This window comes from Flavobacterium cyclinae (genome assembly GCF_021172145.1).
GTDB lineage: Bacteria > Bacteroidota > Bacteroidia > Flavobacteriales > Flavobacteriaceae > Flavobacterium > Flavobacterium cyclinae.
The window spans coordinates 900,029-914,933 of the sequence record NZ_CP089095.1; the positions used below are offsets into that span (position 1 = coordinate 900,029).

At 32.3% G+C, this 14,905-nt stretch carries 17 protein-coding genes; 8 read left to right on the forward strand and 9 right to left on the reverse strand.

Features of this window, described 5'->3' with window-relative positions; all coding sequences use genetic code 11:
* Positions 1-74: 74 nt before the first annotated feature.
* The 4 genes from LOS86_RS04265 to LOS86_RS04280 form a co-directional block, all read right to left on the reverse strand.
* Positions 75-350 carry an HU family DNA-binding protein gene (locus tag LOS86_RS04265; protein ID WP_008256752.1) on the reverse strand — a complete coding sequence of 92 codons (276 nt, stop codon included), beginning with the start codon at positions 348-350 and terminating at the stop codon, positions 75-77.
* A gap of 176 nt (positions 351-526) precedes the next feature.
* Positions 527-1,474, reverse strand: a complete 948-nt coding sequence (fmt, locus tag LOS86_RS04270; protein ID WP_231843400.1) for a methionyl-tRNA formyltransferase — start codon at positions 1,472-1,474, stop codon at positions 527-529.
* Positions 1,474-3,360 (reverse strand): RecQ family ATP-dependent DNA helicase, encoded by a 1,887-nt coding sequence (locus tag LOS86_RS04275; RefSeq protein WP_231843401.1) that lies wholly within the window; start codon positions 3,358-3,360, stop codon positions 1,474-1,476. The genes fmt and LOS86_RS04275 overlap by 1 nt, the downstream gene beginning before the upstream one ends.
* A gap of 36 nt (positions 3,361-3,396) precedes the next feature.
* A complete protein-coding gene (locus LOS86_RS04280; RefSeq protein WP_231843402.1) occupies positions 3,397-3,936 on the reverse strand; it encodes an AAA family ATPase in 540 nt (179 codons plus the stop codon).
* A 126-nt stretch (positions 3,937-4,062) separates the two neighbouring features.
* Between LOS86_RS04280 and LOS86_RS04285 the strand changes: the two genes are divergently transcribed.
* From LOS86_RS04285 to LOS86_RS04310, 6 genes are all read left to right on the forward strand, one after another.
* Positions 4,063-4,347, forward strand: coding sequence for a DUF493 family protein (locus tag LOS86_RS04285; protein ID WP_231843909.1), 285 nt, complete (start codon positions 4,063-4,065; stop codon positions 4,345-4,347).
* A 7-nt stretch (positions 4,348-4,354) separates the two neighbouring features.
* A complete protein-coding gene (locus LOS86_RS04290) occupies positions 4,355-5,056 on the forward strand; it encodes a DUF4290 domain-containing protein (RefSeq protein ID WP_231843403.1) in 702 nt (233 codons plus the stop codon).
* A gap of 8 nt (positions 5,057-5,064) precedes the next feature.
* Positions 5,065-6,375 carry a UDP-N-acetylglucosamine 1-carboxyvinyltransferase gene (gene murA / locus LOS86_RS04295; RefSeq protein WP_231843404.1) on the forward strand — a complete coding sequence of 437 codons (1,311 nt, stop codon included), beginning with the start codon at positions 5,065-5,067 and terminating at the stop codon, positions 6,373-6,375.
* Positions 6,376-6,446: 71 nt separating this feature from the next.
* Positions 6,447-7,214, forward strand: coding sequence for a sulfite exporter TauE/SafE family protein (locus LOS86_RS04300; protein ID WP_231843405.1), 768 nt, complete (start codon positions 6,447-6,449; stop codon positions 7,212-7,214).
* A gap of 69 nt (positions 7,215-7,283) precedes the next feature.
* Positions 7,284-7,469 carry a hypothetical protein gene (locus LOS86_RS04305; RefSeq protein WP_231843406.1) on the forward strand — a complete coding sequence of 62 codons (186 nt, stop codon included), beginning with the start codon at positions 7,284-7,286 and terminating at the stop codon, positions 7,467-7,469.
* Positions 7,469-7,741 (forward strand): type II toxin-antitoxin system YafQ family toxin, encoded by a 273-nt coding sequence (locus LOS86_RS04310; protein ID WP_231843407.1) that lies wholly within the window; start codon positions 7,469-7,471, stop codon positions 7,739-7,741. Before LOS86_RS04305 ends, LOS86_RS04310 begins: the two co-directional genes overlap by 1 nt.
* 73 nt (positions 7,742-7,814) lie before the next feature.
* On the opposite strand, the gene LOS86_RS04315 is transcribed toward LOS86_RS04310, so the two are convergent.
* From LOS86_RS04315 to LOS86_RS04335, 5 genes are all read right to left on the reverse strand, one after another.
* Positions 7,815-8,234, reverse strand: coding sequence for a hypothetical protein (locus LOS86_RS04315; RefSeq protein WP_231843408.1), 420 nt, complete (start codon positions 8,232-8,234; stop codon positions 7,815-7,817).
* Positions 8,235-8,290: 56 nt separating this feature from the next.
* Positions 8,291-10,756, reverse strand: coding sequence for a DUF5686 and carboxypeptidase regulatory-like domain-containing protein (locus LOS86_RS04320; RefSeq protein WP_231843409.1), 2,466 nt, complete (start codon positions 10,754-10,756; stop codon positions 8,291-8,293).
* A 292-nt stretch (positions 10,757-11,048) separates the two neighbouring features.
* Positions 11,049-11,420: a GxxExxY protein gene (locus LOS86_RS04325; protein WP_231843410.1), complete on the reverse strand. Its 372-nt coding sequence runs from the start codon at positions 11,418-11,420 to the stop codon at positions 11,049-11,051.
* Positions 11,421-12,020: 600 nt separating this feature from the next.
* Entirely contained in the window at positions 12,021-12,434 is a 414-nt protein-coding gene (aroQ, locus tag LOS86_RS04330) for a type II 3-dehydroquinate dehydratase (protein ID WP_231843411.1), read from the reverse strand.
* A 75-nt stretch (positions 12,435-12,509) separates the two neighbouring features.
* The gene (locus LOS86_RS04335; RefSeq protein ID WP_231843412.1) at positions 12,510-13,064 is read right to left on the reverse strand and encodes a porin family protein; all 555 of its coding nucleotides are present in this window, start codon (positions 13,062-13,064) and stop codon (positions 12,510-12,512) included.
* Between the two features lie 385 nt (positions 13,065-13,449).
* On the opposite strand from LOS86_RS04335, the gene LOS86_RS04340 reads away from it, so the two are divergent.
* Both LOS86_RS04340 and LOS86_RS04345 read left to right on the forward strand, forming a co-directional pair.
* Positions 13,450-14,076 carry an outer membrane protein gene (locus LOS86_RS04340; RefSeq protein ID WP_231843413.1) on the forward strand — a complete coding sequence of 209 codons (627 nt, stop codon included), beginning with the start codon at positions 13,450-13,452 and terminating at the stop codon, positions 14,074-14,076.
* 146 nt (positions 14,077-14,222) lie between these two features.
* Complete coding sequence (locus LOS86_RS04345) at positions 14,223-14,852, forward strand: porin family protein (protein WP_231843414.1); 630 nt, start codon at positions 14,223-14,225, stop codon at positions 14,850-14,852.
* Positions 14,853-14,905: the final 53 nt, after the last annotated feature.

A 14,905-nucleotide genomic window follows, 5' to 3' on the forward strand; every position in this document is an offset into this window, starting at 1 on the left:
AAAAAAAAATCGATAAAGTGTAAAAAAAAAGTCCCGATTTGCATCGGGACTCTCTATTTTTTGTAACAAAAATATTATTTGTTTACTGCTCCTTCTAATTCAGCACCAGCTTTGAATTTTACTACGTTTTTAGCAGCGATTTTAATAGTTTTACCAGTTTGAGGGTTTCTTCCATCTCTTGCAGCTCTTTTAGATACTGACCAAGAACCAAAACCTACTAAAGAAACTCTTCCACCTTTGTTTAAAGTTCCTTCTACATTGCTTAAAAATGATTCTAAAGCTAATTTAGCAGCTGCTTTTGTAATTCCAGCAGAAGCTGCCATTGCATCGATTAATTCTGATTTGTTCATGATTAAAGTTATTTTTAATTGGTTAAACTTAATTATTTATCACAAATTTAGCGGTATTATTGACCTGTGCAAGTGTTTGTCTTTTTTTTCGATAAAAATGTTAATAAAATGGGGTAAATGTTAATAACATTGTTTGTTTTTTTAAATTTTACCCTTAAATATAGTGTTTTCAAGGCTTACAGCGCTATTGCGTTTTCTGATAACTTAACACCATTAAGTAATTCATGTGCTAACATTCTTTTCTTTCCAGGAAATTGCAAACTTTCAATTTTTAAAATGCCATCTTTAACTGCTATAAAAATTTCTTTTTTAGTGGTAGAAATTTTTCCGATAGCATCCGAATGTGCTTTTTCTTCAAAACTAGCCGAGTAAATTTTTACGTTCCATTCGTTTTCTCCATCTTGAATATAGGTCCAAGCAGCAGGATAAGGAGATAATCCTCTGATTAAATTAAAAATCGTCTCTCCTGATTGGGTCCAATCTATTTTACAATTCTCTTTATTTAACTTGTATGCAGTTTTAACATCAGGATTATTTTCTTGTAATGTGGTTGTTGCTTTTTCTGATTCAATTAATTGAAGTGTTTCTAAAACGGTTGTACTTCCTAAATGCATCAAACGATCATGTAATTCGCCCGCTGTCTCGCTAGCTCCAATTTCTGTTTCCTTGCTTAAAATCATGGCGCCTGTATCAATTTTATCATCAATGAAGAAAGTGGTAACACCGGTTTTGGTTTCTCCATTAATAATAGCCCAATTTATGGGTGCGGCTCCACGATATTCTGGTAATAAAGAAGCGTGTAAATTGAATGTACCTAATTTTGGCATTTTCCAAACCACTTCAGGTAACATCCTAAAGGCAACTACCACTTGTAAGTTGGCTTCTAAACTTTTTAATTCGTTTAAAAACTCTTCCGATTTTAAGTTGGTAGGTTGTAATAAGCGTAAGTTTTTTTCTAAAGCATATTCTTTAACTGCACTCATGCTTACTTTTTGTCCTCTACCGGCTGGTTTGTCTGGAGCAGTTATTACACCTACTATTTCGTAGTTATTATTATAAATGGTATCTAAAATCCCAACGGCAAAATCGGGGGTTCCCATGAATACAATGCGAAGTTTTTCCATTATATAAGGTAATATTGATTGTTTGAATTAATTTTAATTTTATTATTTTCCAATAATAATTTTAGGGCAAAGATAGTGGCTTCTGAAGAAATGTGTAGTTGGTTTTCAATTTCTCTCGAATTCATCGGACATTTTTCAAGCAATTGAAGAATTAATTGGGGTACTTCTTTTGGTTGGGTTTTATTTTTTGCAATACAGTACGAACAAATGCCACAATCATCCTTTGAGATTTCATCAAAATAGGCAAGTAGCATTTTGTTTTTGCACGTATCATCATTAGTAATATAATTCACAACACTTTGGAATTGCTCTTCCTTTAATTTGTTTTGATGTTCTAAAAACTTAGCCACTCGATTGATGGTTAAGTCGTCTTCACGTGCTTCGTTAAAAGTAATCGAACTGTCATTGTTTTTTGCATGCAAAAGAATGCACTGACTCGCAGCCAATTTATCAATTACTTCTTCCACATGTTTTTCGGTTGTATTTGCTTTTTTAGCAATCAAATGCGGATTTATAGTGGTTTCCACATCAAAAATTCCGGAATAAGTTCTTAATATAGCAGTAATAATGGGTTCGTCATGCGGATGCAAACTGATATAACGAATTACTTCTTTACTTGGGATGATAAATTGCAAACTAATTTTTTCAGTAGATTCACTCTGAAAGGTAATAATGCCTTGACGATCTAAAAATTGCAAGCTATTGAATGCTTTTAAAATCGGAAATTGATATTGTGCACAAAATTGATTCAAACTAAAAGCAAAGCTTTCATTGTAACCTTCACCATAAGCGATTTGAAAGTAATTGTTCAGCTTGATGTAAACGTCTTTTACGAATTTTTTATCAGGTAAAACATCTATAAATTGGGCTTTAGTGTAACCAATATCTGTAGGGTTTGTGACAATTATCCCAAACGCTTTTTCGCCATTTCTACCCGCTCTTCCGGCTTCCTGATAATAATTTTCAATATTTTCTGGAAGTTGAATGTGAATTACTGTTTTTACATCGGGTTTGTCGATTCCCATTCCAAAAGCATTCGTGGCTACAATAACCTGCGATTTGTTTTCCAACCACAATTGCATGTTTTTTTCTTTCTCCTTTGATGGGAGTCCGCCATGATAAAAGGTAGCTGTAAATCCCAATTGATTCAACTGTTTTGATGTTTCAATACACGATTTACGATTACGAACATAAATGATAGAAGATTGCGGGTTTTTGGTTAAAATCTGCTGTATTTTGAAAAGTTTATCCTCGGTTTTAATCACATGATAAGCCAAGTTTTCTCGAGTAAATGATTTGGTAAAAACTTTCGGATTTACCAACGCTAAATGTGTACATATATCTTCCTGAACTCTTTTGTTTGCTGTTGCAGTCAAGGCTAAAAATGGAGTAGAAGGGAAGTGCGTTTTTAAAGCCGAAATTTTTAAATAAGCAGGTCTAAAATCATGTCCCCATTGGCTCACACAATGTGCTTCATCAATTGCAATAAGATTAATAGGTAATTGTTTCAAACGTTCTACAATCCAATCGTGTTGTAAACGTTCTGGTGAAAGGTATAAGAATTTGTAGTTTCCAAATTGGCAATTGTCTAAAATATCAATAATATCATCTTGTGAAATCCCACCTGTTAAAGCAATCGCTTTTATATTTCTGCTTTGTAAATTTTGAACTTGGTCTTTCATCAATGCAATTAAAGGCGAAATCACCAAACAAATGCCATTAAGCATCATGGCTGGAATCTGAAAACAAACCGACTTTCCTCCGCCTGTTGGTAATAGAGCAAACGTATCATTTCCATCTAAAACCGATTGAATAATGGCTTCTTGAGGTTCCCTAAAACTATCGTGTTTCCAGTATTTTTGAAGAATTTGTAAGGCTTCCGACATTAGATTGGGCTTTTAGAAACACTAAAGTATAAAAAATTATTGATTAAGATGTTTCATAATAAAAGCTACACGATTTTCCACCGTATCTTTCGGAACTTCTGTAATCGAATAACCGTATTTTTTGTAAGTTTCTATTAAATGTTCGTGAATCAAAACGGCTTGTTCGTAGTTCTCATAACGTTCGGCATCACTAACATAGATTTCTTTCCAAGGGGGTAAAACAAATATCGAACTATATTTATAATCCTGACACGCTTTGTCAAAAAAGGAAGGATACGAATCGCCAATATAATGCATGTAAGCCAAAACATCTGGAATACCGCGATCTAAAAAAACAACATCGGCTTCTTCATTTAAAGCTTGATGGAATTGTTTTTTTCTGCCTTCTAATAATAATTCACTAAATAAAAGTGGTTTTTCGAGAAACAATTGTTCAATTCCTTGTTCTTGAGCTTCACGGATTACTTCACGAGAAATCTCAGGATAACAAGTGTGTCCTTTTGCTTTTAATGCTTCGATTAAGGTGGTTTTTCCAGAACTTGGTCCACCTATTAAAACCACAATTTCTTTATTCATATTGGAATTTCTAAGGCGCAAAAGTAAGTTTTTTTAAAAATCTAATCAACTTAAAAAATTATAAGTTGCTACAATACAATTCTGAACATAAAAAAGTATATTTGCTAATTCAAATACGAAATGATGATGGATAAGAAAACAGAAGAATTTTACATACGATTAAAAGAAGAGTTATCAAATTCAACACTTTGGCCTTCAGAATACTTATATAAATTTATCATGCCTTCTAACGCACATAGTATTGCAAAAGTAGAAGCTGCTTTTAATAATATGGGAGCTGTTATTACGACACAACAGTCAAAAACAGGTAAATTTACAAGCGTTTCAGTAAGTGTGAACATGCAAAATCCGCAAAGTGTAATTGATAAATACATTGAGGTTTCGGATATTGAAGGCATCATTTCATTATAAAATAAACATGCAAGAACAAGTAAGCAACTTAGAATATAATTCGCAACGTCCGCATTTAATTATTCCAGAATACGGAAGACATTTGCAAAAATTAATCGATCAAGCCACGGCTATTGAAGATCGTGACGAGCGAAACAAAGCAGCAAAATACATTATTTCGGTAATGGGTTCTTTGAATCCACATTTACGTGATGTATTGGATTTTCAACATAAATTATGGGATCAATTGTTTATCATGTCTGATTTTAAATTGGATGTCGATTCTCCGTATCCTATTCCGTCTAAAGAATTGTTATCTCAAAAACCAGAGCGATTACAATATCCACAAAATTTCCCAAAATATCGTTTTTACGGAAACAACATCAAATACATGATTGATGTAGCGAATAGCTGGGAAGAAAGCGAATTAAAAAATGCTTTAGTTTTAGTAATTGCAAATCACATGAAAAAATGTTACTTGAGTTGGAACAAAGATACGGTTACAGACGAAGTAATTTTTGAACATTTATTAGAACTTTCGGGAGGTAAATTAAATCTTTCTAAATCCAATGAGGAGCTTTCTAATACACACGATTTGATGAAAGTGAACAAGAAAGTATCCAATAAAACGCAATTTAGTTCCAATAAACCCGGAATTGTTAAGAAAAATAACAACAATAAAGGGCACATGAATAAAAACAATCAAAACAAAAATACATTTAAAAAATAGGCAGTTGCATGGGAACATTTAAAATTGAAGGAGGAAAACCATTAAAAGGGGATATAACCCCTCAGGGAGCAAAAAATGAAGCTTTACAAGTTTTGTGTCCGGTTTTATTAACTTCTGAAAAAGTTAGAATTACCAATATTCCAGATATTATTGATGTAAATAAATTAATTACACTTTTAGGAAACTTAGGGGTTAAAATTCAAAAAAATGGACCTGGTGATTATACGTTTCAAGCCGATGAGGTAAATGTAAACTACTTAAAAACAGAAGCTTTCAAAAAAGAAGGTGGAAGTTTAAGAGGTTCAATTATGATTGTAGGACCGCTATTAGCACGTTTTGGTTGTGGATACATTCCTAAGCCTGGAGGTGATAAAATTGGTCGTCGTCGTTTAGATACGCACTTTGAAGGTTTTATTAATCTTGGTGCTAAATTTAGATACGAAAGAGAAGACCATTTCTACGGAGTGGAAATCGACGGAAGATTACAAGGTTCTTATATGTTGTTAGACGAAGCTTCGGTAACCGGAACGGCTAATATTGTAATGGCTGCCGTTTTAGCAGAAGGAACAACAACGATTTATAATGCAGCTTGCGAACCTTACTTACAGCAATTGTGTAAAATGTTAAATTCGATGGGTGCGAAAATCACCGGTGTTGGGTCTAATTTACTTACAATTGAAGGTGTGGAAAGTTTAGGCGGTTGCGAACACAGAATTTTACCGGATATGATTGAAATCGGTTCTTGGATTGGTCTTGCAGCTATGACAAGAAGCGAAATTACGATTAAAAATGTGAGTTGGGATAACTTAGGGCAAATTCCAAACGTATTTAGAAAATTAGGAATTACACTTGAAAGAAAAGGCGATGATATCTACATTCCTGCACATAAAGACGGATATGAAATCAAAACCGATATCGATGGTTCAATTTTAACTATTGCCGATGCTCCATGGCCAGGATTTACACCTGACTTGTTAAGTATCGTTTTAGTTGTAGCAACTCAAGCTAAAGGAGATGTGTTAATTCACCAAAAAATGTTTGAAAGCCGTTTGTTCTTCGTAGATAAATTAATCGATATGGGAGCAAAAATTATGTTATGTGACCCACACAGAGCAGTGGTTATGGGACATAACTTCCAATCGCAACTAAAAGCAACTACTATGAGTTCTCCAGATATTAGAGCCGGAATTTCATTATTAATTGCCGCTTTAACAGCAAAAGGAACTTCAACCATTCAAAATATCGAACAAATCGACAGAGGTTACGAGCGCATCGACGAAAGACTTCGCGCTATCGGAGCTAATATTGTAAGAGTATAATTTAGTGTTCAATGTTCAGTCGCAGTAAGCAGTATTACTGAGACTGAACACTGAGACTGATTACTAAAAAAATGGAGACTTACATTATCATTTTTCTCTGCATCGCGTCCTTCATAGCGGGTTTTATAGACGCTATAGTTGGTGGTGGTGGATTAATTCAAACACCTGCAGCTTTAATTTTATTACCTAAATTACCTGTTGCCTCTATTATTGGAACGCTAAAAATCCCAGGTTTTAGTGGAACTAGTATGGCAACATACCATTATTTAAAATCGGCAAAAGTAAATTGGAAGCTATTCATTGTAATAGCTATAATTTCTTTTGCATTTGCTTATATAGGTTCGAGTTTGCTCAATGTAATGCAAAACGATTTTATGAAACCCCTGCTTTTTGTTATTCTAGTACTTCTTTTAATTTATACCTATTTTAAAAAAGATTTTGGTCAATTTCAAATCAACAAACTTTCAAAGAAGCAAACCTATATCTACGGAAGTATTATATGTGTTTTCTTAGGTTTTTATGATGGATTCATTGGACCAGGAACTGGAAGCTTGTTAATCATGGCTTTTATTGCGGTTTTGGGTTTCGATTTTTTACAGGCTAATATTTATGCAAAATTAGTCAACTTGGCAACCAACATTGGTTCTATTACCTTATTTGTATTAAAAGGAAAAATCATCTGGACGATTGCTATTCCCATGGCAATTTGTAATGTTACCGGTTCGTGGTTAGGCGCTAGATTGGCTATTTCTAAAGGCAACGGATTTATTCGTGTTTTCTTTTTAATTGTAGTAGGATTAGCGTTGCTTCGTTTTGGATATGATGTCTTTTTGAAGTAATTTATCATTTAATAAAGAATTAAATTAACTAGCACGATTTTTGTATATTTGTATTTAAATACTATAATCATGGCAGAAATAACATTAAGATTCGATGCAAGAAACCCAATTGCAAAAAAAACGATAGCATATGTTCTTTCACTTGGAGTTTTTAAAAAAGTATCAGGTTTAGATCAAGCACTTGAAGATGAAAAAAAGGGGAAAGTGAAAAAGTATAAAAATACTGATGACCTTTTCAAAAAAGTGTTGGGTTAATGTATACTATTACTACAACCAACAAATTTGATAAAAGTTTAAAACTTTGTAAAAAGAGAAATTATGATTTGTCTTTATTGCAAGTAGTTATTGACTTACTCCAAAAAGAAGGTAAGTTACCACAAAAATATAAACCGCATAAATTATCCGGAAATTATAAGGATTGTTGGGAATGTCACATAAAACCAGATTGGCTTTTAGTTTGGAAACAAAACGATACTGAATTAATATTACTATTATTGGATACAGGAACGCATAGCGATTTGTTTTAGTATTTTTATTTCGTTTTGGATATGATGTGTTTATAAAATAAAAAGAGCACCTTGTGGGTGCTCGTACTAACTTTTAGGAAATCCAGTTTTTACTTATTGCTTTTTTACTATACCATATTAAAAAGATAGCAAATAAAGGTATCATAATTGTCATGGATAATGCAAAACTGTCAAAGTCTGAAAAGCTATAACGCATAAAACCATCAATATTTTGAACAATTATGGCAATAAACGATACTATAAATAACGAATAAGCCCATTTTTTTCGCAGTAATAATGAGATGCAACCTAATGCAGCTGAAAATACAGCAATTGCAAATGCTGCTGTAGCCCAAGCCGGTGTAGCATCCATTAATAACAATTGCTCACTGGTGTACATCGCTCTGAACGATTCTGTATTATACGCTTGTTGAATGTATTGGCTTACACCCATTAAATTCCACAATAGGGCAACTACACTAATTACCCAAAAAGAAATGCTTGGTTTTGTCATAATTTATACTTGTATTGGTTAGTACTACTAAAGTATAAAATAATTGGTAATAAATCCTAAAACTTCAACCCAAACATTACACCATCACCTTGATAACCATTTTGGTAGCTTCTTACATAATCAATTCGTAAGAATCTAAATTTACCAAAACCAATGTTGTCAAACCCAACAGTAAACTCTTGATAGGGTTTCATGTTAGGGATGTTTAACTGATGAAATCCACCAATTAAATTCCATTGCAATTTGTTTAGTAACGGAATCTTATTCATGATATAGCCTTTAAAGTTGTGTTCTAAATGCGTTTCCAAATACGCATCATTCGTAGAGTGACTGTAATAAGGTAATAAATTAAATGCATTCAATGAATTGTTCATCATGTTAACATGCGTTTGATTTCCATTAAAATGTTTATAATCTACAAACGAAATATTCTCAGCATTAAAGAATTTTCCGGCTTTAAAACGTAAGCCAAAATCCCCTTTATTTCCTATCGTTTTATTGTAGCTTACAATGGCACTTACTAAATCATAATGATAATTACTATTGCTTGCTCCAAAAGCTTTTTCATAGTAAAAACTTAAAATAGGATAATTGTCGTTTTGGATGTTGATTTTTCCGTCAGGGCGCGATATGTATTTTTGTCCAAAATGTATGCGCGTTCCAAAACTAGCTTTCATAATGTGATGGTTCTCAAAAGGAACTGAAGAGTTATTGTCAGGTTGTAACGGATCGTTTGATAAATACAAATCATCGTTTTTAATCATGGTATAATCCGTGTTGTTGAATAAAGCACGACGGTTTTCATACAATAATTTTCCATTTGCATAAATTCCGTTAGTAACTTCTCTACCATAATTAATTTCAGCAAACTCTTTATTATACAATTTCATGTAATTGTTTTTAAAGAAAAGAGTAGCAACAGTATTTATCGTATTGCTAATTGGTTCACTCGGATTAAATTGACTTATAGCACTTCCTCCATATAGACTAATGTAAGCGTTGTTTCGATTATTAAATCGGTGATAAAAACGACCGTTAACACGAAGGCGATCTTCGGCAAAACCATAATTGAAGGTAGAAGAAATTAAAGTAAATTTACCTGTTTCTTCATTCCATTTTCTAAATGAAAAACCACTATCTAAATTCCAACCTTGAACGGTATTAAAACTTAACGACCCTAAATTGGTTACACCTTGATAGTTGAAATTCCAATTTTTATACGAATTCTTATACGTGTAACCAGTTATTAATTTCAATAAGTTGAATTTATTTCCTTTAGCATCAATCGAGTCCAAATATACTTGCGATTTTCGAATGGTTTGTATGCTGTCTTTTTTTACATAATTGGATGTTTCTTCTTCTGTTAATGGAACCGGACGATTTTCTTCCCAATACGAAGCTTCTTTTTTGTTTGCATTCTCAGCAAAAGTAACAACCTCTTTTCCAAAGGTTTTCTTTTCAAATGCCTCTTTAAAGTTGTAATTAGTAAATACGTGCGTAAACTTTCCTGTGAACTTCATTCCAAAAATACCTGCTTGAAAATCCAAAGCTTGAATGTTTTTGGCCCAAATCTTATTTTCTGAATTGTAACTGAAGTTTTGAGTCAGTTTCATTGTCTCTAATATCGGTTGTTGCATGCGATATCCTTTGATGTCAAAGTCAACTCCATATATAGCCCAAGTATCTTCAACAATATAAAGGTAACCTTCAAAAACAGGTTCTTTATCGCGTTTTGGAGTTACTAAAATCTTATTGATTAATTGATTTCTATCATCATAAAAAGTGCTTTCTAATTTGAATTTGTAGTAATTAAAAGCATTATCAGCAATAGGAGAAACCATGTTAATTCCTAAATCTACATAGTTCTCATAAAAATCATAATTGGTATTCAAAGCTGTGTTGTAGCTAAAACCATTATCGTCTCCTGCAATTTTAGAAGCAATGATTTCTTCTTTTAAGTTATCAGGTTTTTGGAATTTAATTTTAGAAACCGTTTCCGATTGGTAAATAATACCACTACGTGTTGAATCTAAGTTGCCGTCTAAATCACCAATCTCAACACCCATGAATTTTTTAGGTATATCCTTCGCTCTAAAAATACCTCTAGAATAAAAATCAGCTTCAAACTTATCTGTTTTAGCAGCATTTTTCTTTTTCGATTTAATAGTATTTCGAATAATTTCATAAGCCGGATTTTCGCCATTTACTACAAGCACTTCTTTTAATTGAAAATCTTCTTCCTCTAACGTTACATCAAATTCATAAGGAAAACTATTTATATTTAAGATATGTTTTTGGGTTTTAAATCCTAAATATTGAAAAATTAAAGGCACATTTTTCTTTTCAGTAGTGTTTAATTCATATTTTCCCAATTCATTTGAAGTAGTACCTATATAAGTATTCTCAATATAGATATTCACAAAGGGTAATGGGTTTCCATCTTTGTCTTTTACAGTTCCTTTTATTTGGGAAAAAGAAATACTTGCGATGAATAATAATAGTAGGGTAATTTGATGTTTCATGTTGTTGTTTTTTTACACCGAGCTCCACCGAGCTTTTTTTGATATTCTTTATTTTTATAGAGTTACACCGAGATGCGTTTCACTTATTTTTCACAAAGAGTCCAAGACTTCGGGAGTTTCACTTTTTTCGAATTGCACTTATTTTTTACACAGAGCTACACCGAGCTTTTTTTTGATTTTCTTTGTCTTTAGAGAGCTACACAGAGTCCGAAACTTCGGACGTTTCACTTATTTTTCACACAGAGTCCGAAGCTTCGGGCGTTATACTTTAGACGTTTTGTGATAATTATTGTTACACGGAAAATCTTGTAATTCCCTTAGATAATAATTTTGTATTAAAATTAATTAGTAATCCAGTTTTATATTTTCCAAGCCTTAAATAAGAAATAATTTGAGCCTTGTGAACATCAGTAATAACATCAACCGCCTTTAATTCTATTACCAATCTATCTTCTATTAATAAATCAATTCTGTATCCATGATCAATTCTAATCTCTTTATAGGAAATAGGAAGTTTTTTTTCTCGTTCTACTTTCAAATTAGCTTTACTTAATTCATAATACAAACATTCCTGATAAGCAGATTCCAATAATCCTGGTCCCAAATGCCGATGAACTTCAATAGCTAAACCAATTACTTGTTCCGTTAACTTATCTACTTCCATAATATTATTTAAATTTTATAAATATTCTTTAATTAACCAAGTGCAACGCCTTCATCATCTCATTTACCTCCGTGTATCTCTGTGTAACAAAAAAGTGCAACGCCCTCTTTATCTCAATTACCACAAAGCATATAAAAAAAACACTCTGTGAATCTCATTTTCTCCGTGTATCTCGGTGTAAAACCAAGTGCAACGCACCAAATTTCAAATATAAAGTGCAACGCCCTCTTTATCTCAATTACCACAAAGCATATAAAAAAAACACTCTGTGAATCTCATTTTCTCCGTGTATCTCGGTGTAAAACCAATTGCAACGCACCAAATTTCAAATATTAAGTGCAACGCCCTCTTTATCTCAATTACCACAAAGCATATAAAAAATACACTCTGTGCATCTCATTCTCTCTGTGCATCTCGGTGTAAAACCAAGTGCAACGCCCTCTTTATCTCATTTGCCACAAAGCATATAAAAAAAACACTCTGTGAATCTCATTCTCTCTGTGTATCTCGGTGTAAAACCAAGTGCAACGTCCTCATCATCTCAATTACCACAAAGCATTTAAAAACCCTCTGTGTATCTCTGTGTAAAAAAGTGCAACGCTACTCAAAAGCCCTTATCCCCAATTCATAACTCATCAATCCAAAACCAATAACAACTCCTTTAGCATTAGGAGAAATATAAGACTGATGGCGGAAAGATTCTCGAGCAAAAGTATTGGAAATATGAACTTCCACAACCGGAGTTGTGATTGCTTTAACAGCATCACCAATACCTATTGAAGTATGAGTATAAGCACCTGCATTTAAGATTATACCATCATAAGTAAATCCAACCTCTTGAATTTTAGAAATCAGTTCGCCTTCAATATTACTTTGAAAATGTTCTAATGAAATTGTAGGAAACTGTAATTGTAATTTCTCAAAATAGGAATCAAAAGTTTCATTACCGTATACTTCTGGTTCTCTTTTTCCCAATAGATTAAGATTAGGGCCATTGATGATGATAATCTTCATAAGAAATGTTTTTGTAAAATTAAAAAAACCATTCTTTATAGGAATGGTTTTAATAAAATATTGTGAGTTTTAAAATTAAAATAAATACCCAACAGAAAACTGAATTACCGAATTTTTTACATCAGCATCTTTTTTGGCTTCTGTTAAACCTGCTACATATCGTCCGGAAACAAAAATACTTTTGGTGATTTTATAACTTAAACCACCTGCTAAACCAAACTCAAATGAATTGGTGTCATTAGAACTTACTTCATTACGTTCGCTAACTAAAAATGAAGCTTGCGGACCTAGTTCTAAACTTAGTTCGTTTGAAGTTAAATAAAACTTCGCTAACACTGGAATAGAAATGTAGCCCAATTCATTTTTGATTTGATCCCCTAATCCTTTTAATTCAGAACCCTGTGTAGAATATAAAAGTTCGGGTTGCAATGCTAGGTTTTCAAATAGTTTAACTTCCATGATCATACCGCCATGATAACTGGTTATGGTTTTAAAGTCCATACCCGAAACATCTCCTCCGGTATAATTGGCAAAGTTAACTCCGGCTTTAACACCAAACTTTAAAAGTTGGGCTTGTGAAATACCTGTTCCTAGAACAAGTAAAATGAGGGTTGCGATTGTTTTTCTCATACTATCAAATTTTAATTTTATATATGGGGTGTACCACCTACCTTAATTAGGTATAAAATTAATCTAATTTTAAACTTTTTGAGTAGGTTTCTTGACTAAACTAACGTTTTTTAACGCTTTTTAGTATTTTTTACTGTAAAATGTCTTTTTTTTAGATTTTAAATAGTGTTGATTTTCAATTAGTTGTAAATGATTCTTATTTTTATCGATGATAAAAAGTATTAAAAAAACTTTAAATTATTGATTTTTTGAATTTTTAATCGCTTGATTATTAACATTTTATATTTCGATTGTTAATAAAATTGTTAATAACATAACAAAAAAAGATATTTTGTAATAAAAAATACTATAAATTTGCCTCATTAACTTTAAATTTAAACTAAACATGAAAAAAGTTTTATTATCTGCTGTAGCATTATTAGCTTTTGGTTTTGCTAACGCACAAGAAGAAAAAAGTAACGAAGGTTTCGCAAAAGGTGATGTATTCGTATCAGGAGCATTTACTTACAGCTCTGCTAAAACTGGAGATTTTAAAGAAAATGCTTTTACTATTGCTCCTAAAGTAGGTTATTTCGTAACTGAAAACATTGCTGTAGGTGGTATGTTAGGTTATTCATCAAACAAAATTGACAATGGTGCTGCAGATGCTACTAATTCAGGTTTCGGATTAGGAGCTTTTGGACGTTATTATTTTACTCCAGCATCTAAATTTTCTTTATTTGGAGAATTGGCTTTTGATTACATGACTTTAGACAGTGAGTTTTATTTTGATCAAACAATTGGAGATTATGTTGTGCCAGGAAATTCATTTGAAACTAAACAATTTGGTGTAAACTTAGGTTTAGGTATGAATTATTTTGTATCTTCTAACTTCTCTTTAGAAGCTGGTGTAGGTGTTTTAGGTTACTCTTCTAACGATAATGGTGGTGGATCAGGTGTTGATTCAACAAATACTTTTAATTTTGGAGGTGATTGGACTGCAGTAACTTTCGGAGTTAACTACAAATTCTAATTTGTAACAAATATTATAAGAAATCCCGAGCATTGCTCGGGATTTTTTTTGTTTTATAAGTAAAATAATTTAAAAACCAAATGGTTTTACGTATTAAATTTCTTTCTTTTTTAAATACCTTTGACCTTTAATTTATTAATATATTTATGAAAAAAGTTATTTTGTCAGCCGTGGCTATTATGCTTTTTGGCTTTATGAGTGCTCAAGAGAAGGAGCAATCAAAATCTGATGTGAAATTTGGTGCTAAAGGTGGAATTAATTTTGCCAACCTTAGTGGTGATGATGCAGGTGATGCTACAGTTTATGTAGGTTTCAATGTAGGTTTGTTTGTTGAAATTCCAGTTACAGATAAATTAATTATCCAGCCAGAACTTTTGTATTCTGCACAAGGTTCAAAGTCAGAAGGCCCATTGGTTGTTGAAGGTAGTTTATATGATGTTAAGGCTACATTGAAGTTTAATTATATTAATGTTCCTGTTATGTTTAAATATAAAGTGGCAGAAAAATTTTCATTAGAAGCCGGACCTTATGTTGGTTTTTTAACCGCTGCTAAGGTAAAAGTAGAAGTTGCTGGATATGGTTCAGAAACGGAAGATATTAAGGATATTGTAAAATCAACAGACTTTGGACTTGCTTTAGGTATGAATTATGAGTTTTCAGATGTAATTTTTGCTAATGCAAGATATCAAGGAGGTCTAACACAAATTGGAGATTCAGGAGACGGTGATGATATTAAAAATTCGGTATTCCAATTAGGATTAGGTTTTAGATTCTAGTTTTAAGCATATCAACTAATACATAAAAAAAGGGATTTTCCTTACGGATTTCC